Here is a 19,739-nt window from a genome sequence, read left to right on the forward strand (position 1 = left end):
GGCCTCATTCCTTGTCGGCGGATCGTGGCCTGCTGCCCAAGGCGACGACCAGAGCGGCCGCCGTCAACGACAGCGTGCCGACCACCCACAGCGCGACCTTGCTGTTACCGGTCAGGTCAGTGAGCCAGCCGGTGATGTAGGGGCCACCGAACCCGCTCAGGTTTCCCAGCGAGTTGATCAGTGCGATACCGCCGGCGGCGGCCGCTCCGGTGAGGAAAGACGATGGCAGAGACCAGAACACGGGTAACGCGCACATGACGGCACACGTGCACAGCGTGACGGCCAGCATCGCAAGGTAGACGTCGGTCATGTACAGGGCTGCCGGGATGGTGACACCGCCCACGATCGCCGGGATCGCGACGTGCCAGACTCGCTCGCCGGTCCGGTCCGAGTGCCAGGCCCATGGCACCATCACGATCGCGGCCACGGCATACGGAATCGACGTGACCAGTCCGCGCTGGATGACCCCCAGATGTACGCCGTACTCCTCCTGGAAGCCGGCGACGATGGTGGGCAGGAAGAACCCGACCGCGTACAGCCCGTAGGTGATCCCGAAGTAGATGAACGCCAGGGCCAGAATGCGCGGATGGGTCAGCGCGTTCTTCAGCGGCCAGTGACCACTGCGCTCGGCAGCGGCCCGCTCCTGGTTCAATGTCGTTTGCAGCCAATCCTTTTCGTCGTTATGCAGCCAGCCCGCGGTACCGGGCCGATCAGTGAGATAGAACCAGCAGATCACGCCCAGTATGACCGCGGGAAGCCCCTCGACCAGGAACATGAAACGCCAGCCGGCCAACCCGAAGAAGCCGTGTCCCCAGTCGATGATCAACGACGAGATCGTCGATCCGACCGCGGTCGAGACGGGTACGGCGACCATGAACAGCGAAACCGCCCTCGACCGCTGCTTCTCGGGGAACCAGAACGTGAGGTACAAGATGATGCCGGGGAAAAAGCCGGCCTCGGCCACGCCGAGAAGGAAGCGCAGGACGATCAACGTCTGCGCATTCGGTACGAAAGCGATTGCCGCGCTGATGATTCCCCAACTCACCATGATCCGCGCCAGCCAACGCCGGCCGCCGAACTTGTTCAGGGCGATGTTGCTGGGCACTTCGAGCAACAGGTAGCCGAGGAAGAAGATCCCCGAGGCGAAGCCGAACGTCTTGGCGCTCATCGCGAGGTCGTCGTTCATGCCGTTGGGTCCGGCGAACGCGATGTTGACCCGGTCGAGATAGTTGACGACGTAGAGCAAGAAGAGGAACGGGATGAGGCGCCAGGTGACCTTGGTCAGCGTCCTGTCTTCGACGGCGCGATCCGGCAGGTAAGTGCTCACAAGTGTTCCTCCGGATCCCGGCGCCGCGGGCGAGTAGCGCGCTCACTCGGAGGCTAACGAGTCGGTTTCCGTGGCGGTTGAACTCGTCAGCTTTCGTCCCGGGCACGGCTACTGTGAGGTCTCGATGCTCGACATCACCAATTGCAGATACGGGCGGTAGAGGTCTTCGCCGTCCAGATGGCTGTCCAGGGTGATCCCGTCATTGGCGGCCAGGATAACTCGGGCCAGCGTCTCGGCCTCCATGGTCATGGTCCCGCCGATGCGGGCGACGTTCTTGCTGATGAAATCGCCAAGCGCACGAATCGTTTCGAGCCGCTGAGCGGCGACGCGTTCGAGAGCCTCGGGATTGCGCAGCAGGAACAGCTTCAACTCCAATCCCAGTGCCGCCCGGTCCGTTCCGCTGCTCAGCTGACGCCACCGGTCGGCCAACTCGTCGACATCGACGTCATCGAGGCGATGGAACGACATCATCACCTCGATGAACCCGTCGAGGAAGCGTTGCCGCTGACGGTCCACGACCGCCAGGAACAGCTTTTCCTTGGCGCCGAACTGCGAGTAGATGGCGCCGCGAGTGAATCCGGCGGCGTCGGCGATCTCCTCCAACGCAGCACCGGTCAGACCCTTGCGGGCAAAGACCTCCTCCGCGGCGTCCAACAGGATCTGCCGGGTGTGCTCGGCACGCCGCTCTTTCGTCCACCGCTCGGCCACGGGGTCATCCTCCCACCAAGTCGGGCGAGGGAGACCGCGCAACCGACTCGACAGCGTGGATTCGCGAGTCGAGCCAGACGTCGACGAGGAGATCTGCATCGACGACCTCGTTCGACCAGAACTCTTCCGATGGCTCGACGTGAGTGGCAAGTCCAGCGGCGTGGAGTGCATGGGCTTTGAATCTTCGGGCCGCGGGGCTCAGCTCATGGCGGACGGGGTACACGGGCCCAGCCGGTTCGCAGTTGACGCGCGGTCCCCAGAACAGAAGCTGTGAACCCGGCTCGGCCCGGTTTAGCGGCACCCCTGCAGGGCGCCGGTCCACAAAAAGTGAATCGGCAGGCATGATTCGGGTGCGGACCACCCGACCCGACTTCGCCGGTATTTCCTCGGGCTCCCCAGGGGATTGGGTGTGGGTTCCGAGGATGGTCAACGCTGTTGAGTCAGCCGAGTCATTGGTGACAACGACGACCCGCCATCCCGCACGAACGCGGTCGAACATCAGTCCGCCGGCGTGGCGCACCGCGTCGGCGACGGTGGCGCTGACTACGTCAAGTCGGTAGTTGCTCACGTCCCAGCCTCCTTGGTCGCTCCCGAGGTGTGATCCCGACCACCTTTATACATGGTTGTATCTCCAATACGTTCGTGTATATGGTGAATCACGTCACATGCGGTGGCCGCTCGGATTCATGCCACAGCCAAGACGGGGCCGTCGAAGCCCCGTCGGGCATCGGATACCGGCACCCCGCGTGCTCTCGCCGAATGAGGAGGACTCCCTTGATGCCAGCGACGCGACCAGGAGAATGGCTCGACCCGGACTCCGGGCTGGGTCTCGGACTGGAAGACATCCAGCCGGACACGTTCAACACGACGATCAGCACCGACCGCTACACCTGTCCCGCCTACGCCGCGGGTGAGCGGGAGGCGATCTGGATGCGGGCGTGGCAGATCGCGGGACGCGTCGAAGATCTGCCGAAACCCGGCGACTGGAAAAAGTACGAGATCATGGATCAGTCGTTCATCATCGTGCGCGGAAAGGACGAGAGACTCCGCGGTTTCGTCAACGCGTGCAGGCACCGCGGCAACGCGCTGTGCATCGCCGAGACCGGAAACGCCAAGCGCGGCTTCCTGTGTCAGTACCACCTCTGGTCGTATGACCTCGAGGGCAGGCTCAAGGGATTGCTGCGGGAGAACCTCGCCGGGCCGATCGACAAGACCGAGAACTCCCTGCTTTCGGTGTCGGTCGACACCTTCGCCGGCTTCGTCTTCCTCAACCCCGATCCCGAGGCGCAGCCGCTGCGGGAGTACCTGGGCGAGGACGTGGTCACGTTGCTCGAGCCCTACAACATCGACAAGTTCACCACCGTCATGGATGTCACAGAGGCCATCGAGTGCAACTGGAAGGTCGTGATGGACGCCTTCGAGGAGGGCTACCACATCAACGGCATCCATCCCCAGTTGTTGCAGGTGCTGCACATCAATCCCAGGACGGCGCGTTATCGGTTCTTCGAAAACCACAGTGTCGCAATGGCGCCGTTCGAGGTCACCGGTGCCAGCGCACAGGAGCAGGTCGAAGGAATGCTGGCGCTGCCGGAGACCTTCCCGGGGACCGTCGCGGTGATCCCGCGGTTCCAGGAACTCCTCGCGCCATATCAGGACGAGGACGGAAAGGTCACGTTCCCGGACGACGTCACCCCTCGCCTCCTGCTGCAACAGGCCACCCGAGAGGTGTTGACCGGCATGGGCCTCGACGTCAGCGGTCTGACAGACAGCCAGATGGTCGACAACCAGGGCTGGGTGCTGTTCCCCAACTACTTCATGACCGTTCGGGCGGGCGAATGCCACGTCATCATGTCGAGACCACACCCCGACGGTGACCCGAACCGCTGCATCTGGCATGTGGCCAGCTACATGTACGTGCCGGAGGAGTTCCGTGACGCCGTGCGCGCCGAGGCGATCGTGGTGGACACGCCCGGCAGCCACAAGTACTTCGAGGCGCTCCAGCAGGACTACGAGCAGATGCCGCGCCAGCAGAAGGGTCTGCGCAACGATCGCCTCGACCACATGTCGTTGGTCAAGGAGGAAGTCGTGATTGCGCACTTCCACTCGGTGATCGACCGCTATATGGCCGACGCCGCGAGCAAGTGACTTGCGGCAGCAACCCGGACCTGTTGAAAGAAGGAAGAATTGACGATCGCAGAGGTCCTTGCGACAGCGACGGGGCGGTCCCGGACCGTGCTCGAGTACAGCCAGATCACCAAGCGATTGGTCGACAGTGCCAAGCAGCCCGGCTTCACCGTCGAAAGCTGGGCACCGCTCGGAGAACTGATCGCCATCGACGAGTTCGTCCGCGTCGGTCCGTTCAAGGAGGTGATGGACTGGAACCAGTACACCGAGTTCCTGACGAACTGGGCCATGTCATCGGACTGGGACTGTTCGTTCCAAAGGATCACAGAGACAACGGATCTGGTGTTCCTCGAACTCGAAGAACGTAGCCGCATCGGTGACTTCAGCAGCGTGGTCAACACTGTGTCGGTCTACGAGTTCGACGCCGACGACAAGGTGCGGCGCATCGCCGTCTATCTACAGATGGAGATGTCCAGCGGCGCACCTATGCCTAGCTTCGACGACGGTGGGGCAGAGGGGTGACCAAGCCGGAGACAACGACCGGCGGCGTTGACCTGGACGCCGTGGACTTCTTCAACGACAACGAGTTATTGCACGACCCATACGATTACCTCGCCGCACTGCGCGAGGAGTGCCCGCTGCGCCGTGAACCCCACCACGACGTGGTCATGGTCACCGGGTACGACGAGGGTGTCGCCATCTACAACGACACCGCGCGGTTCTCGTCGTGTATCTCGGTCACCGGGCCATTCCCGGGGTTTCCTGTGCCGCTGGAAGATGACTTGGAAGAAGATCAGGTGTCCGAGCTGATCGCCCGGCACCGCGACGAGATGCCGTTCAGCGATCAGCTGCCGACCTTCGATCCGCCGGTGCACACCGCGCACCGTGCGTTGCTGTCGAGGATGCTCACCCCGAAGCGGCTCAAGGAGAACGAGGACTTCATGTGGCGGCTGGCCGACCGCCAACTCGGCCACGCGCTCACCGGTGGCCGCTGTGAATTCATCGCCGATTTCGCGTCGCCGTTCGCGATGCTGGTCATCGCCGATCTCCTAGGCGTCCCGGAGTCCGATCACGACGAGTTCCGCGATGCCCTGCTGACCTCAGCTGGCACGATCGGCAGCAGCGAAGGCGAGGAGATGCATCACTCGCCGTTGGAGTATCTCTACGGCAAGTTCAGTGAATACATCCAGAGCCGCCGGAATGAGCCACGCGACGATGTGCTGAACGGGATTGCCGCGGCGACGTTTCCGGACGGCAGCGTCCCAGAGGTGATCGACGCGGTGCGGGTCGCTGCGAACCTGTTCGCCGCCGGACAGGAGACGACGGTTCGGCTGTTGAGCGCTGCGGTGATGCTGATCGCGGAAGACGCTGAGCTGCAGGCGAAGCTGCGCGCGAACAGGGACCTGATCCCTGGCTTCATCGAAGAGGCGTTGCGTCTCGAAAGCCCTGTGCGTGGCGACTTTCGGATGTCGAAATGTCCCGTCACCGTCGGGGGGGTTGACCTGCCCGCCGGTACAACCGTCATGTTGCTGAACGCCGCGATGAACCGAGACCCGCGCAGGTTTCCCGAACCCGACACCTTCGACATCGGTCGGACGAACGCACGCAGCCATGTGGCGTTCGGTCGCGGTCCGCATGCCTGCCCGGGCGCCCCGCTGGCCCGTGCCGAAGGCCGCATCAGCCTCGAGCGACTCTTCGACCGAACCACCGACATCCGGATCGACGAAGAGAAGCACGGCCCCGCGGACAACCGCCGCTACTCCTACCTGCCGACCTTCATTCTGCGCGGGCTGACCCGCCTGCACATCGAGTTCTCATAGGGGTTCCCCGGACATGCCCTTCGAAGACACCACCGCCATCGTCACCGGCGGTGCCGCAGGTCTTGGCCTGGCCATCACCGAGGCGCTCGCTTCGCGTGGTGCAAAGGTCGCGATATTCGATATCACCGCCGACGAGATCGAAACACAAGTCGACCGCCTGCGTCGCGAAGGCGCGAAGGTCGCCGGCTATGTCGTGGACGTTTCGAACCGTGTCGCGGTAGAAACCGCCGTCGCGCAGGTTCGCGCGGACCTCGGCCCGGTGCTGATGCTGATCAACAACGCAGGCATCGAGCAGTTCGGCAAGTTCGCCGAGATCACCGACGAGCAGTGGGACCGCGTGATGGCGGTGAACCTGCGCGGACCGTTCATCTGCACCCAGGTCGTGCTGCCCGACATGCTCGACGCACAGTGGGGCCGGATCGTGAACATTTCATCTTCTAGTGCACAGGGTGGACAGTCCCGGATGGCGGCCTACGTCAGTTCCAAGGCCGGCGTGATCGGGTTCACCAAAAGCCTGGCGTTGGAGTTGGGCCCAAAAGGCATCACCGTCAACACGATTCCGCCCGGCATGGTGGTCACCCCGATGCTCGAAAAGGCGATTGCGGAGGGTCGGTTCACCGCATCGCTGGAGCATTTCGCCAAGATCACGCCGGTCCGGCGGGCGGGTAGACCCGAGGACATCGCCAACGCGGCGATCTTCTTGTGCCAAGACGAGTCCTCCTACATCACTGGTCAAATCATCCCTGTCAACGGGGGCCGGCGAACGTGAGTGGCACGGATGATTCGCGGCCGCTCCTCGCACCGCTGACTGCCGAGGAATGGGGAGACGACGAGTACTCCGCATTCGGTGCGTTGATGGGCTTGCCGGGCGAGAAGGTGCCGCGCGCCGGGTCGGGTCATGCCGCCGACCCACTCATGTTCGACATCATCGGGTTGCTCGCCCGCCACCCGAAGATGGCCCGGCGGTTCCTGACCTTCAACGGCTGGCTGCTCCAGCGCGGCGAATTGCCCCTGCGCCTACGCGAACTCGCGGTGCTGCGGGTGGCGATCACCCGGCGGTCCGCGTTCTTCTGGGGAGAGCACTTCAAGGTTGCGACGGAAGGCGGTGTCCCTGAGGAAGACCTCGCCCGCCTCGTCAAGGGCAACGACGGCTTCGCCGGTGCCGACCGGTTGGTGCTCGACGCCACCGACGAACTGCTCCGTCAAGGCCGCGCCGACGAATCGACGTGGCGGCGCCTCACCGAGGAACTCGGAACGCATCAGGCGATGGAACTCATCTTCGTCGTCGGCACCTACGCGATGTTGGCGATGGCGTTCGACACGTGGCATCTTGCCTCGCCCGCGGGCAGCGCGCCTCTACCCGATTCACCCGACAGTCCCACTGTGAGGACCCAGCTGTAGCCGGGCTCCGACACGACCGTCGCTGCGCACTGTCCGGGCTCATGGAAAGCCTGTGGGTTTCCGCCGGTGTCGGCCATCCGGGCCTCGTGCACGTTTCAAGTGGCCGTGCATGGGAAACCCGCCGCCGCGAGGAAGCCTGCCGTCGTCGATGACGGTTATCGGCACCGAACAGTCGCGATAGGGAGAGATCGATGGCGGATGACCGCGCACCCAAGGAAGCCGTTAAGGGCATGGTCGAGGAGGCCAAGGGCAAGGCCAAGGAAGCGGCCGGGACGCTGCTCGGCAACGAAGAACTCAAGCGCGAAGGCCAGGCTGAACAGCACAATCCGTCCTACATTCCCGGCGCGCCCGGTCCGGAGGCGCCGTCGGTCGACGAGCCGACGGCCTCGCGCGACCCGCTGCCGCCGAAGCCCGATCAGACGGCGCCCAAACTGCGGACCGCGACGGGCACTATCGCCGACGGACCACTGACCGCCCGCGGACAGCAGGGCGCGTACCTCACCACCGCACAAGGCGCGAGGCTGTACGACACCGACCACTCGCTGAAGGCCGGTGAGCGCGGGCCGACCCTGTTGCAGGACCATCACCTTCGCGAGAAGATCACGCACTTCGACCACGAACGCATCCCGGAGCGGGTGGTGCACGCCCGCGGCGCCGGCGCGCACGGTGTCTTCCGCGGCAATGGCGCCGCCGAGAAAATCTGCAAGGCACAGTTTTTGAAGTCCGGCGAGGAAACCGAGGTCTTCGTCCGCTTCTCGACGGTGCTCGGCAATCGCGGCTCGGCCGATACGGTGCGTGACACCCGCGGGTTCGCCACCAAGTTCTATACGCAGCAAGGCACCTTCGACCTCGTCGCCAACAACATCCCGGTGTTCTTCATCCAGGATGGCATCAAGTTCCCCGACGTCGTGCACGCCGCCAAGCCGCATCCGGACCGCGAGATCCCGCAGGCGCAAAGCGCACACGACACCTTCTGGGATTTCGTGTCGCTGCACACCGAAGCCCAGGCGCACACCATGTGGAACATGTCCGATCGCGGTATTCCGCGGTCGTACCGGATGATGGAGGGGTTCGGCGTGCACACGTTCCGGCTGATCGGGCCGGACGGATCGACGTCGCTGGTGAAGTTCCACTGGAAGCCGCGCCTCGGGGTGCACTCCCAGGTTTGGGAAGAAGCGCAGATCACCGCCGGGGTCGATCCCGACTTCCATCGACGCGACCTCGCCGACGCGATCGAGAAGGGCGTCTACCCGGAGTGGGACCTCGGGGTGCAGGTGTTCCCGGACACCCCGGAGCAGATGTTCGAGGGCATTGACCTCCTCGACCCGACGAAGATCGTGCCCGAGGAACTGGCGCCGGTGGAGGTCATCGGAACGATGCAGCTCAACCGCAACGTGACGAACTTCTTCGCCGAGACCGAGCAGGTCGCCTTTCATCCCGGCCATCTGGTGCCCGGTATCGACATCACCGACGACCCGCTGCTTCAGGCGCGGCTGTTCTCATACCTCGACACGCAGATCACCCGGCTGGCGGGTCCGAACTTCAGCCACATCCCGATCAACCGCCCGCACGCTCCGGTCAACGACATGTTCCGCGACGGGTTCCACCAGCACGGTGTGCATCCCGGCGTGGCTCCGTACAAGCCGAACTCCCTCGACGGCGGCTGCCCGTTCCTCGCTGGAGCGGACACCGGCGCGTTCATCGAGGTGCCCACCGTCGTTCCCGAATCGACGAAACGGCGCGACGCACCGGCCACCTACGACGACCACTTCAGCCAGGTGACCTTGTTCTACCGCAGCCTGAGTGCGGCCGAACAGGAGCACGTCGCCGAGGCGTACACGTTCGAACTCGGCAAGTGCTACGAGCAGGCGATCAAGGAGCGCCAACTGGTGGCGCTGGCGAACATCGACCCGGACCTGTGCGCGACGGTGGCCGAGGGGTTGGGCCTCGCGGCGCCTGCCCCCACGGTCGTCCCCGCGGACCCTGAGGTGCTCAGTCCCGCGTTGTCGCAAGTCGGACAGGAGTGGCCCGTCGAGGGCCGCCAGATCGGCATCCTCACGGGTCCGGAGTCCGACCTCGCCGGCGTCGCGGCCGCTGTCATGGCGATCGCGAACGCCAAGAACGTGCCGTTCGTGGTCGCCACGCACGGCGGCACCCTCGAGCACGACGGCGGCGCCATCCCGGTGTCGCGCACCTATGCGACCGCCCGCTCGGTGGAGTTCGACGCGATTCTCATCGCGGGATCGCCGGCGAACGCCAAGGCGAAGACGATCGTCGACGAAATGTACCGGCACCATAAGGCGATCGCGATGTTGCCGGAAGGAACTGAGCTTGCTGGCACCGTAGCGGTTCCGACCGACGGGCCCGGGCTGTTCTCCGGTTCCGATACGGCGACGCTGGTTCAGTCACTGCTCAATGCGCTCGGCCAACACCGGGTGTGGGATCGGGTGGTCCTGCCCTGACGGTTTCGCGTAGCCGGCCGCGACCCTGAAGGAGGTTTGCTGAAAGCGCCCCGGGCGCATCGTCGCGGGCATACCATCGACCTGCCTGACGAATGGGATCCGTCGATGGTGGAAACACCCGATCCGATGGAGGTTCGACATGTTTCCCGTGATGCGTCTCGGGGTCGGAGTCGCCACCCTCGCAGTCGTCCTGGCCGCACCCGCCGGAGCGACCGAGGACGAGTTCCTGCGCGAGCTCCAATCCCGGTATTCCTTCCTGACGTCCGAAGAGCTGCTCACACAGGGCTACCGGGCCTGCGCGGCCAGCAGCGTCGGTGTGCTGGCGCCGGATATGGTCAACATGATCAGCGCGGACCTCGGCATCTCGACCGGCGCGGCGATGGACATCGTCAGCCGCGCGCTACTCCGGCTCTGCTGAAACGCGCGGTCCCGCGTCACCGCACCAGGGTGGCTCCACCGTCGAGGCGGATCTGTTGTCCGGTCATGAACCGTGATTCGTCGGCGAGCAGATAGAGGGCGGCGTAGGCGGATTCCCATACGCTGCCGCGGCCCATTTTCAGCTTGACGACCTCGCTGTGCCTTTCGGTCGCCTCGTCGGCGTTCAATCCGAACAACGATTGCGACTCCCGGTTGGCCAGTACGGAGTCGATGGGACCCAACATCAATGTGTTGACCCGGATTCCGGCTTCGGCGAACTGGACGGCGGCCAGTTCGGTGATGTGGTTCAGACCGCTTTTGCCCAGTGCGTAGGGCATGATGCCGATGTTCAGCCCGAGCTCGTTCTTGACGCTGGCGATCGACGAGATGTTGACGATGCTCCCGGTGGTGTCGCCGGGATTCTTCTCCATGCATTGGGCGGCAAAGAGATTGCAGTGGTAGCAGCCGAGCATGTTGACGTTGATGCCGTAGTTGAAGTTCTCGACGGTCATCGAGTTCGAGTCGAAATCGAACGGGGGATTGGTGGCCGCGCTGTAGACCATCCCGTCTACGCGGCCGCTGGTCGCCATCGCCGTGTCGAAGATGTTCTGGCAGTCACCTTTGTCGGCGACGTCGGCTTCGACGGCGTAGGCGCGACCGCCTTCTGCGGTGATCATCTCGACCGTCTCCTGCATCGCCGCGGGGTTGAGGTCGACAGCCACGATCTCTGCGCCGTGGCGCGCGGCCAGAATCGAGATGGCGCGTCCGTTCCCCATGCCGGGGCCTGCGCTCTGCCCCGCACCCACGACCACGACGACCTTGCCGGACAGGTCGAACGCCGTGCGATCTGGGCGATCGAAATCAGTTGACATGGTTCTCCTCTTTTGCGCGGCGCTCGCGACAGCTTCCGTAAGCCTTAGGTTTCCTGACCAAGCGTAAAGCTAGCCCCTGACCAACCGTACAGCACACTCCTGTACGGTTGGTCAGCTAGAGTGGGCGGCTGTAAGCAGTCCGACAGAGAGACCCGTGTGAGTGACCATCCGACGGAAACCGGCGGCCCGACCCGGCAACGGCTCATCGACGTAGCGATCGAGCTGTTCAAGCGGCACAGCGTCGCAGGCACATCGCTACAGATGATCTCTGACGAGCTCGGGCTCACCAAGTCCGCGATCTACCACCACTTCCGAACCCGTGACGAACTGTTGAGCGCCGTGATGGAACCGGTTGTGCACGAGGTGGCCGCACTCGTCGAAGCAGCCGAGGCGCACCGCGGTCCGCGCGCTCGCGCCGACCACATGCTCGTCGGTTACGCCGCGATCGCCGCCTCGAACCGCGAACTCCTGCCCCTGCTCACCGGCGACCCCGGAGTCACCGAGTTGTTGCGCGCACGCGCCGAATGGCGCGAGGTGGTCGAGCGGCAGATGGCGTTGCTCGCCGGCGTCGAACCCGGTCTCGGGGGCCAGGTGAAGGCCGCGGTCCTGATGTCCGGGATCGCCTCCGCGGCCGGCCTCGACTACGGCGACATCCCCGACGAGGCACTGCGCGAGAAGCTGATCGCTGCCGGTCGCCGCACCCTCGGATTGCGTAGGCCGCAGGGGCGCGACGCGCGGGCCGACAGCTGAGCCGCGCCGAGCCTCAGCGGAAGCGGATGTTCATCGTCGCCAGGCCGAAGATCTTCTTCCCCGCGGATCGCGCCGCCACCACGATCACACCCGATCGGGTCGCGGGATCCAGCGACTTGATCCTCCCGGTGAACTCGATGTCGGCGCCTTCCTCGGCGGAGACGATCGCGGGTGCGGACAGCCGCACCGCGTAGCGGGTCACCGCGCCCGGGTCACCGGACCAGGCCGAGACGAATCCGGCACCGAGGCCCATGGTGAGCATGCCGTGGGCGATGACGTCGGGAAGCCCGGCCAGCTTGGCGATGTCCTCGTCCCAGTGGATCGGGTTGGCGTCCCCGGCGACGCCGGCGTAGTTGACCAGATCCCCGCGGGACAACCGGGTATGGCGCACCGGGAGCTCGTCGCCGACCTTCACCTCGTCGAACGACGGTGTCCCCGGTGGGCGGTCCGAACCGTCGGCGATCCGGGCCTCGCCCTCGGGCCGGACAGTCTTGTGGTATTCACCATCCAAGGTGCCGATCCCGGAGAAGTCGACGTCGTGCATCATCGCCTTTTGTACTGCCGTCTTCACTTCCGGGTCGAGGTCTTCGGCGGTGACGCCGACCACGGTGGTGTGCAGCGTGTGGACCCGCTCGCCGGCCATATCGGTAAAGGTGTTGGTGACGGTGATCATGTCCCTGCCGGCGATCCTGCGCACCGATGTCAGCTCGACGTCGACATTCAGTTCGTCACCGGCAACGATCGGGCGGTGCTGCTCGAAGACTTCCTCAGTCTGCAGGTAAGTGTCGTAACCGACCACGACCTGCTCGAACATTTGGCGATTGCAGGACATACCCGGCGCCGACGTGAACGTCAGCGGTGCCACCAGACCCGGATATCCCAGCTCAGCGGCGGCTGCCACGTCCCAGTGCGCGGGGTGGTAGTCCTGCACCGCGCGGGCGTACTCGCGCACCTTCTCGCGGCCGACGAGATAGGGGTCGGCCATCCGGTACCAATGGCCGACCCGCGCTTCGATAGCCGACGTCTCAGGTGCTGCGGTCATAGATCTGCTCATCATTTCTGCCGGTTTGTCGGTAAGGCCGACCCCAGCACACTAACGCGCGCAAACCTCGAGCCCTCGCCGAGCATGGCCGCAGGCTGCACGGTCGGTTACCAGGGCCGGATTGGCGGGGCCGACCGTGAGCCATTAATTTCCCTGGGGTGATGTCCTCAGCTGTTCGCGCCGTCTCGCGAATGACCGCACCCGTCGTCACCCTGGTGGTCGTCGCCTCAGCGGGGCTCCTCGCCGGCCCGGTATCGCCGGGTCCGGCGCCGACGGTGCGGTTGGCCAGCGAGGGCAACCCGTTGGCGGGCAAGCCCTTCTACGTCAACCCGACGTCCAAGGCGATGCGCGCCGCGCAAGCTGCGGACCCGCCCAGCCCCGAACTGTCCGCGGTCGCCAACACCCCGCAGGCCTACTGGCTGGTGCCGGGTTCGTCGGCGTCGACGGTGGCGAAGTATGCGGGCGATGCGCAGGCCGCCGGTGCCCTACCGGTGTTCGCCATCTACGGGATTCCCCACCGCGACTGCGGAAGTTTCGCCGCGGGAGGCCACGGATCCGGTGAGGCGTATCGCCAGTGGATCGACGGCATCGCCGCCGACATCGGCCCGGTGCCCGCGGCGGTCATCGTGGAACCCGACGCGCTCGCCATGGCCGACTGCCTGTCCGGGGATCAGCGTCAGGAACGCTTCGACCTGATCCGCTACGCAGTGGACACCTTGACCCGTAACCCGTCGACCGCGGTGTACGTCGACGCGGGCCACCTGCGCTGGCACAGCGCGGAGGAGATGGCGTCTCGGCTCAACCAGGCCGGTGTCGCCGGGGCGCGGGGGTTCAGCCTCAACGTCGCGAACTTCTTCACCACCGAAGATGAAATCGGTTACGGCGAAGCGATCTCGGGCCTGACGAACGGCAAGCACTACGTGATCGACACCTCCCGCAACGGGAACGGTCCGGCCGAGGGCGAGCTCTACTGGTGCAACCCCAGCGGACGGGCCCTCGGTGTCGCGCCCACCACGGCCACCGCGGGTCCGCACGCCGACGCCTACCTGTGGATCAAGCGACCCGGCGAATCCGACGGGACATGCGGCAAGGGCGACCCGCCCGCCGGTGACTTCGTCAACCAGTACGTGATCGAGTTGGCGCGCAGCGCGGGCCGCTGACACGTTTGAGCGCTGACACCGAAGGAAATGGATTGATCATGCCCACGCCACGAACGTCGCCGACGTGCGCGTCGATCCTGATGGTCAGCCTGATGGCACTGACCGGTTGCGCCGCGCTCGAGAACAAGGAGACCCACAGTACGGCGACGGCAGAGTCCGGCACCCAGACGCCGTTGGCCGCACCGCGCACCGAGCCGCGTACCCCGGCGCCGAATCCGCCCCCGTCGGTCGATCGGAAGCTGCCGATAGGGGACGTCTCGCTCGGGATCGACGACCGCGGTGACCTGGGGCAGATCATCGTCGACAGCACCGGCCGCACGCTGTACGTCTTCTCCCAGGACGCTCCGAACGAACCGACCTGCTACGGCGAATGCGCCGACACCTGGCTGCCGCTGTTGGCGGATGCCGATCCGGCCGGCGGTGTCGGTATCGACGTGGCATCGGCCAGGACGGTGCCGCGTCGCGACGGCCGCGAGCAGGTGACGTACCGCGGCCATCCCCTCTACCGGTATGCGGGCGATCAGACCGACAGGGACGCCAACGGGCAGGGACTCGACATGTTCGGCGGGGAATGGCATGTGCTGACCAAGTTCGGTGAACCGCTGGCCTGAGGAATAGCCGCGTCGTTCGCCGGCGTTGGCATGCGCATCGACGGAAGCGAGAGCGGCATGGACTTCGGGATTTCGACCTTCGTCAATGACGACACGATCGACACCGTGTCGTTGGCCCGCGCCATCGAGGAGCGGGGCTTTCACGCACTCGTGGTCGCCGAGCACACCCATATCCCGGCCAGCAGGCAGTCGCCGTATCCGATGGGCGGGGACCTGCCGAAGGTCTACTACCGGACCCTGGATCCGTTCGTGACCCTGGCCGCGGCGGCGGCGGTGACCACGACGATCCAGCTGGTCACCGGGATTGCGCTGCTGATCCAGCGCGATCCGATCACCACCGCCAAGGAAGCGGCCAGTATCGACGTGATCTCGGACGGCCGGTTCGTGTTCGGTGTGGGCGCGGGGTGGAACATCGAGGAGTTGCGCCACCACGGCACCGACCCCAAGACCCGCGGTGCGCTGCTGGACGAACGTATCGAGGCGATCAAAGCGCTGTGGACCGAGGAACCCGCCGAGTATCACGGGCGCTTCGTCGACTTCGACTCCTCGTTCCTGCGTCCGAAGCCGGTGCAGAAACCGCATCCGCCCATCGTGGTCGGCGGCGACTCCGATGCCACGGTCAAGCGGGTGATCCGTCATAAAGCAGGCTGGATCTCCAATCCACTGCCGGTCGAGAGGCTGGCCAAACGCATCGACCAGATGCGCGAGGGTGCGGGCCATGACGTCCCGTTGACGACGTTCGGAACGCCTGCGAATCCGGACTACTGGCGCGCGCTCGAGGACCTCGGCTACCGGCAGGCGAACCTGCTGCTACCCACCAAACCGCGCGACGAGTCGCTGCGACTGCTCGACGACTACGCCGACAAGGTCGCCAAGTACCGCGGCTAAGTCAGCGCGGCTAATTCAGCGCGAGCCAAGTCAGCGCGAGCGACCGCGTCTGTACGGCGACACGCCGTAAAAAGACGTACAAAGGCGGTCGCTCGTACACGTCAAGCGCGCAAGCAGAGCCCGAATTGAGGAGCCCGCCGATTCTCGACGCGCGTCGAGTTTCTATCGTGACTGCATGAGCAATGACGCTGATGCCGGTCGGGTCGCCGAACTGGCGCGTGGGGTCGTCGCCGACCACGACCCGAAGAGCGTGCCGATTCCCGAATTCCTCGGCGCCTGCTACGACGCCGGTCTGACCTGGGTGCACTTTCCCGAAGGCCTCGGTGGGCTCGGGGTGTCCCGCGGTCTGCAGGCCGTCGCGGACCGCATCCTGCAGGGCGCGGGCGGCCCGGTGCCCCTCGGGCTCAACCCGATGGGCTACGGCATGGCCGCGCCCACGATCCGCGAACACGCCCAGACCGATGACGTCAAACGAAATTGGTTGCGCCCGTTGGCAACCACCGACGATCTGTGGTGCCAACTGTTCTCCGAGCCGGGCGCAGGCTCCGATCTGGCCGGGCTCGCCACATCGGCCGTGCGCGACGGAGACGACTGGGTCATCAACGGCCAGAAGGTGTGGACGAGCCTCGCGCACCGAGCGCGCTGGGGGCTGCTGCTCGCGCGCACCAATCCCGATGTGCCCAAGCACAAGGGCCTGACGTACTTCGTTATCGACATGCACGGGGCCGGCGTCGAGACGCGACCGCTGCGCCAGATGACGGGCCAGGCCGAGTTCAACGAGGTCTACTTCAGCGACGCCCGCATCCCGGACAAGCACCGCCTCGGCGAGGTCGACAACGGCTGGGCCGTGGCGATGACGACGCTGATGAACGAACGCACCGCACTCGGCGGCAGCGGCAGCAGGCGCGGCGCAGGCACCATCGCCGATGCGACCGGGCTGTGGGCGTCGCGACCCGAGCGCCACACCCCGGTGCTGCGGGACCGGCTCACACAGCTGTGGCTGCGCTCGGAGGCGCAACGGCTCACCTCCGAACGCTCACGCGCAGCCGCGACGGTCGGCGGACCCGGCCCGGAAGGGTCGGTCGGCAAGTTGGTCGGCGCCGAGCTCAACCAGGACATCTACCAGTGGTGTATGGATTTCCTTGGGCCAGAAGGGATTCTGTATCACGGCTATAAGCAGGGTAGCGGGCACCTGGTCGCAAAAAGGGACAGCGACTGGCAGGGGCCCATCCAGCAGCGGTACCTGCGCAGCCGCGCCAACACCATCGAAGGCGGGACGTCTGAGGTGATGCGGAATATTCTCGGCGAACGCATCCTCGGGCTGCCCGGTGACCTGCGTGCCGACGCCGGCATGCCGTGGAAGGAGATTCCCCGTGGTTGACAGCCCAGCCTCGCAGGCCGAGTACAAATTCACCGAGGAACAGGGCCAATTGCGCGATGCGGTGCGCAAGTTCAGCGCCGAACACTTCTCCGAGGAGACCGTCCGCGGGTTGATGGAGTCCGACCCGCCGTTCGATCCCAAGGTCTGGGCCCGACTCGGCGGCGAGCTCGGCGTGCTGGGTCTGTCGGTGCCCGAGGCCGACGGCGGAGTCGGCGGAACGGTCATCGATCAGGCTGTGGCCATCGAGGAGCTCGGGGCACGGTTGGCGTGTGGGCCGCTGTTCGGCACGGTGTACCTGGCGATCCCGGCCCTGGTGGCCGCCTCATCAGGGCCGGTGCGCGACGAGCTTCTCAATGACCTCGTCGAGGGTCGGCGCACAGCTGCGTTCGCCGTGGTGGACCGCGCCGGCGCGTTCGATCCGGATATCGTCTCGGTGTCGGCTTCCGGAGATACGTTGTCGGGCACGGTGACTCAGGTTGTTGACGGCGGCATCGCCGATGTCCTGTTGGTCGGCGCACGTGACGGTGACGGCGTCGTCCTGTATGCCGTCGACGGCACCGCCGACGGAGTGCAGCGCACACCGCTGGCCACGCTCGACCTCACCCGCTCCGAGGCGAACGTGACGTTCACCGATGCGCCTGCCCGCGTGATCGCCGGGGCCGAGGAAGCCAGCCGGGTGATCGACCATGCGCTGCAGGTCGGTGCGGCGCTGCTTGCGGTGGAGCAGGTGGGCGCCGCTCAGCATCTGCTCGACCTGTCAGTGGATTATGCGAAGTCGCGGTTGCAGTTCGGCAGGCCGATCGGGTCGTTCCAGGCGGTCAAGCACCGGCTCGCGAACCTGCTCGTCGACGTCGAGCACGCGAGGTCGGCTGCCTATCACGCGATCTGGGCGCTGGCGGACGGATCCGACGATCCGGCACTGGCCACCAGCATCGCCCAGGCGGTCTGCTCGGGCGCCCTGACCCACGTCGCCAACGACACCATTCAGGTGCACGGTGGCATCGGGTTCACCTGGGAACACCAGGCGCATCTCTACTACAAGCGCGCCGCGACGAACGCGGTTTTGCTGGGCAGCACCGAGGAGCACAGGGACCGGGTTGCGGCGATGGTGCTCGACGGCGCGGAGGCCGAGCGGGTGCCGCGGGTCGCCGACGGCCTGACGGTCTGAGCCTGTCTCGTCAGGCGTGACTTGCGTCACCTGGTTGATAACGATTCGAAACCTGTTGCGTTGCAAGATGAGACACGAGGACCAAACAGGTCAGCTGTGAACACTATGTTCACAAGGTGCGCCGGCGAACCGCCCTCAAACTCCCGCTGTACTTTGCAGCCGCCGCGGCGCTGACCAAGCTGCCGTCCGCCGCTGCGGCCGAGACGGGGCGGTGGTCGGCTGACCGCGCCAATGCCTGGTACGGGGAGCAGGGCTGGCTGCTGGGCGCCAACTATGTCACCTCGAACGCAGTCAACCAGCTCGAAATGTTCCAGGCGGGCACCTACGATCCACGCCGCATCTCCGGTGAGCTCAGCGTTGCCAGGCGGATCGGGATGAACACCATGCGGGTGTTCCTGCACGACCAGCTGTGGGCGACGGACCGGGCCGGATTCAGCCAGCGGCTTTCCCAGTTCGTCTCCATCGCGGCGAGCCACAACATCAAACCGCTGTTCGTGCTGTTCGATTCGTGCTGGGATCCGTTGCCCAAGGCCGGCCCTCAACGCGCGCCGATCAAGGGAGTGCATAACTCGGGCTGGGTGCAAAGTCCCGGCGCTCACCGCCTGGAGGATCCGGCCTACACCCGCGTGCTGCAGAGCTATGTCACCGGCGTGGTCGGCCAGTTCCGAAACGATCCGCGGGTTCTGGGGTGGGACGTGTGGAACGAGCCGGACAACCCCGCGAAGGACTACCGCAAGGTCGAGCACGCAGACAAGCTGAAGCTGGTCGCGGCGTTCCTGCCACACGTGTTCCAGTGGGTGCGAGCGGTGAAGCCGATCCAACCGTTGACCAGTGGCGTGTGGCAGGGCCATTGGCGCGACCCCGGCAGCCGCAGTGAAATCGTCAGCCTGCAGCTCGAGCTCTCCGACATCATCAGCTTCCACAGCTACGCCGAGCCGTCCGAGTTTGAGAACCGCATTGACGAGCTCGTCCCGCTGGGCCGGCCGATCCTGTGCACCGAGTACCTCGCCCGCAACCTCGGCAGCACGGTCGAGGGCATCCTGCCGATTGCCAAGCGGCGCAACGTCGGTGCCTACAATTGGGGCTTCGTCGCCGGGCGGACGCAGACGTACCTTCCGTGGGACTCCTGGAACGATCCGTACACGACGCTTCCGGAGACGTGGTTCAGCGATCTGATCCACCCCGACGGTCGGGCGCACGACGATAACGAGATTCGCTTCATCCAGAAGCTCGCGGGTTTGAGCACCGCGAGCTAGGGTCCGCGCCTCGACTGACCATCTTTTGTCGGGAATCGACTCGACTGCAGCAGTTTTCGGCATTTTGTGCACAATCTTGGCGAGGTGGACTTTGGGGGGCCGGAATTTGTCGGTGGTGGGTGTGATGATGCGGTTATGACGTTGACCGCCGCGCCTTGTGAGGCTGAGGAGCTCTCGCCCGATGAGCGCCTGGGGGCGCAGTTCGCTGCGCTCGAGGAGTTGGCCGGTCAACGCAACGCCATCGATGGGCGCATCGTGGACATCGTTGCTCAGATTGAACGTGAGCGGTCGTGGGGTATCACCGGGGCGCGCTCGGTCAAAGCGCTGGTGGCCTGGAAGCTGGGCCTGTCTG

Annotated in this window: 20 protein-coding genes; 16 read left to right on the top strand and 4 right to left on the bottom strand. The window is 65.4% G+C overall.

Translation table 11 applies throughout. The features are described from left to right. Positions 1 to 4 precede the first annotated feature (4 nt). Positions 5 to 1,327 (bottom strand): MFS transporter, encoded by a 1,323-nt coding sequence (locus CEX88_RS20310; RefSeq protein ID WP_094294846.1) that lies wholly within the window; start codon positions 1,325 to 1,327, stop codon positions 5 to 7. Between the two features lie 108 nt (positions 1,328 to 1,435). Beyond that, positions 1,436 to 2,035 carry a TetR/AcrR family transcriptional regulator gene (locus CEX88_RS20315; protein WP_094294847.1) on the bottom strand — a complete coding sequence of 200 codons (600 nt, stop codon included), beginning with the start codon at positions 2,033 to 2,035 and terminating at the stop codon, positions 1,436 to 1,438. 55 nt (positions 2,036 to 2,090) lie between these two features. Here CEX88_RS20315 and CEX88_RS25930 point away from each other — a divergent pair, with 55 nt between their 5' ends. The 8 genes from CEX88_RS25930 (at position 2,091) to CEX88_RS20355 (ending at position 10,260) form a co-directional block, all read left to right on the top strand. Next, entirely contained in the window at positions 2,091 to 2,309 is a 219-nt protein-coding gene (locus CEX88_RS25930) for a hypothetical protein (protein ID WP_126315915.1), read from the top strand. Positions 2,310 to 2,812: 503 nt separating this feature from the next. Continuing rightward, positions 2,813 to 4,180 (top strand): aromatic ring-hydroxylating oxygenase subunit alpha, encoded by a 1,368-nt coding sequence (locus CEX88_RS20325; protein ID WP_094294849.1) that lies wholly within the window; start codon positions 2,813 to 2,815, stop codon positions 4,178 to 4,180. Between the two features lie 39 nt (positions 4,181 to 4,219). Further along, positions 4,220 to 4,681, top strand: a complete 462-nt coding sequence (locus CEX88_RS20330; RefSeq protein ID WP_094294850.1) for a hypothetical protein — start codon at positions 4,220 to 4,222, stop codon at positions 4,679 to 4,681. Next, a complete protein-coding gene (locus tag CEX88_RS20335; protein WP_238382125.1) occupies positions 4,678 to 5,979 on the top strand; it encodes a cytochrome P450 in 1,302 nt (433 codons plus the stop codon). The genes CEX88_RS20330 and CEX88_RS20335 overlap by 4 nt, the downstream gene beginning before the upstream one ends. Positions 5,980 to 5,992: 13 nt before the next feature. Beyond that, positions 5,993 to 6,748 carry an SDR family NAD(P)-dependent oxidoreductase gene (locus tag CEX88_RS20340; protein ID WP_094294851.1) on the top strand — a complete coding sequence of 252 codons (756 nt, stop codon included), beginning with the start codon at positions 5,993 to 5,995 and terminating at the stop codon, positions 6,746 to 6,748. Then, positions 6,745 to 7,380: a carboxymuconolactone decarboxylase family protein gene (locus CEX88_RS20345; RefSeq protein WP_094294852.1), complete on the top strand. Its 636-nt coding sequence runs from the start codon at positions 6,745 to 6,747 to the stop codon at positions 7,378 to 7,380. Before CEX88_RS20340 ends, CEX88_RS20345 begins: the two co-directional genes overlap by 4 nt. A 191-nt stretch (positions 7,381 to 7,571) precedes the next feature. Then, positions 7,572 to 9,842, top strand: coding sequence for a catalase (locus CEX88_RS20350; RefSeq protein WP_094294853.1), 2,271 nt, complete (start codon positions 7,572 to 7,574; stop codon positions 9,840 to 9,842). A gap of 139 nt (positions 9,843 to 9,981) precedes the next feature. After that, positions 9,982 to 10,260 (top strand): DUF732 domain-containing protein, encoded by a 279-nt coding sequence (locus CEX88_RS20355; RefSeq protein WP_094294854.1) that lies wholly within the window; start codon positions 9,982 to 9,984, stop codon positions 10,258 to 10,260. A 16-nt stretch (positions 10,261 to 10,276) separates the two neighbouring features. On the opposite strand, the gene CEX88_RS20360 is transcribed toward CEX88_RS20355, so the two are convergent. Further along, a complete protein-coding gene (locus CEX88_RS20360; RefSeq protein ID WP_094294855.1) occupies positions 10,277 to 11,131 on the bottom strand; it encodes an SDR family NAD(P)-dependent oxidoreductase in 855 nt (284 codons plus the stop codon). Between the two features lie 156 nt (positions 11,132 to 11,287). On the opposite strand from CEX88_RS20360, the gene CEX88_RS20365 reads away from it, so the two are divergent. Further along, positions 11,288 to 11,881, top strand: coding sequence for a TetR/AcrR family transcriptional regulator (locus CEX88_RS20365; protein ID WP_094294856.1), 594 nt, complete (start codon positions 11,288 to 11,290; stop codon positions 11,879 to 11,881). Positions 11,882 to 11,894: 13 nt separating this feature from the next. On the opposite strand, the gene CEX88_RS20370 is transcribed toward CEX88_RS20365, so the two are convergent. Then, positions 11,895 to 12,923, bottom strand: a complete 1,029-nt coding sequence (locus CEX88_RS20370) for a fused (3R)-hydroxyacyl-ACP dehydratase subunits HadA/HadB (protein WP_094294857.1) — start codon at positions 12,921 to 12,923, stop codon at positions 11,895 to 11,897. A 161-nt stretch (positions 12,924 to 13,084) separates the two neighbouring features. Between CEX88_RS20370 and CEX88_RS20375 the strand changes: the two genes are divergently transcribed. The 7 genes from CEX88_RS20375 to CEX88_RS20405 form a co-directional block, all read left to right on the top strand. Beyond that, a complete protein-coding gene (locus tag CEX88_RS20375; RefSeq protein ID WP_094294858.1) occupies positions 13,085 to 14,083 on the top strand; it encodes a glycoside hydrolase family 6 protein in 999 nt (332 codons plus the stop codon). Positions 14,084 to 14,121: 38 nt separating this feature from the next. Continuing rightward, the gene (locus CEX88_RS20380) at positions 14,122 to 14,694 is read left to right on the top strand and encodes a COG4315 family predicted lipoprotein (RefSeq protein WP_066843385.1); all 573 of its coding nucleotides are present in this window, start codon (positions 14,122 to 14,124) and stop codon (positions 14,692 to 14,694) included. A gap of 57 nt (positions 14,695 to 14,751) precedes the next feature. Then, the gene (locus tag CEX88_RS20385) at positions 14,752 to 15,582 is read left to right on the top strand and encodes an LLM class F420-dependent oxidoreductase (protein ID WP_094294871.1); all 831 of its coding nucleotides are present in this window, start codon (positions 14,752 to 14,754) and stop codon (positions 15,580 to 15,582) included. Between the two features lie 175 nt (positions 15,583 to 15,757). Further along, entirely contained in the window at positions 15,758 to 16,963 is a 1,206-nt protein-coding gene (locus CEX88_RS20390; RefSeq protein WP_094294859.1) for an acyl-CoA dehydrogenase family protein, read from the top strand. Further along, positions 16,956 to 18,131, top strand: a complete 1,176-nt coding sequence (locus tag CEX88_RS20395; RefSeq protein WP_202931584.1) for an acyl-CoA dehydrogenase family protein — start codon at positions 16,956 to 16,958, stop codon at positions 18,129 to 18,131. Before CEX88_RS20390 ends, CEX88_RS20395 begins: the two co-directional genes overlap by 8 nt. 116 nt (positions 18,132 to 18,247) lie before the next feature. After that, positions 18,248 to 19,387: a glycoside hydrolase 5 family protein gene (locus CEX88_RS20400; RefSeq protein WP_094294861.1), complete on the top strand. Its 1,140-nt coding sequence runs from the start codon at positions 18,248 to 18,250 to the stop codon at positions 19,385 to 19,387. 135 nt (positions 19,388 to 19,522) lie between these two features. Then, positions 19,523 to 19,739 (top strand): DUF222 domain-containing protein (locus CEX88_RS20405; RefSeq protein WP_141209852.1); only part of this gene is annotated, 217 nt, incomplete at its 3' end.

Origin of the sequence: Mycobacterium neumannii (assembly GCF_002245615.1) — a bacterium.
In the GTDB taxonomy this organism is placed as follows: domain Bacteria; phylum Actinomycetota; class Actinomycetes; order Mycobacteriales; family Mycobacteriaceae; genus Mycobacterium; species Mycobacterium neumannii_A.

Bases quoted from the DNA above. Each gene is read 5' to 3' on its own strand.
- CEX88_RS20340 (WP_094294851.1), top strand. From the start codon at position 5,993: ATGCCCTTCGAAGACACCACCGCCATCGTCACCGGCGGTGCCGCAGGT.
- CEX88_RS20325 (WP_094294849.1), top strand. From the start codon at position 2,813: ATGCCAGCGACGCGACCAGGAGAATGGCTCGACCCGGACTCCGGGCTG.
- CEX88_RS20370 (WP_094294857.1), bottom strand. From the start codon at position 12,923: ATGACCGCAGCACCTGAGACGTCGGCTATCGAAGCGCGGGTCGGCCAT.
- CEX88_RS20375 (WP_094294858.1), top strand. From the start codon at position 13,085: ATGTCCTCAGCTGTTCGCGCCGTCTCGCGAATGACCGCACCCGTCGTC.
- CEX88_RS20355 (WP_094294854.1), top strand. From the start codon at position 9,982: ATGTTTCCCGTGATGCGTCTCGGGGTCGGAGTCGCCACCCTCGCAGTC.
- CEX88_RS20360 (WP_094294855.1), bottom strand. From the start codon at position 11,131: ATGTCAACTGATTTCGATCGCCCAGATCGCACGGCGTTCGACCTGTCC.
- CEX88_RS20350 (WP_094294853.1), top strand. From the start codon at position 7,572: ATGGCGGATGACCGCGCACCCAAGGAAGCCGTTAAGGGCATGGTCGAG.
- CEX88_RS20385 (WP_094294871.1), top strand. From the start codon at position 14,752: ATGGACTTCGGGATTTCGACCTTCGTCAATGACGACACGATCGACACC.
- CEX88_RS20390 (WP_094294859.1), top strand. From the start codon at position 15,758: ATGAGCAATGACGCTGATGCCGGTCGGGTCGCCGAACTGGCGCGTGGG.
- CEX88_RS20380 (WP_066843385.1), top strand. From the start codon at position 14,122: ATGCCCACGCCACGAACGTCGCCGACGTGCGCGTCGATCCTGATGGTC.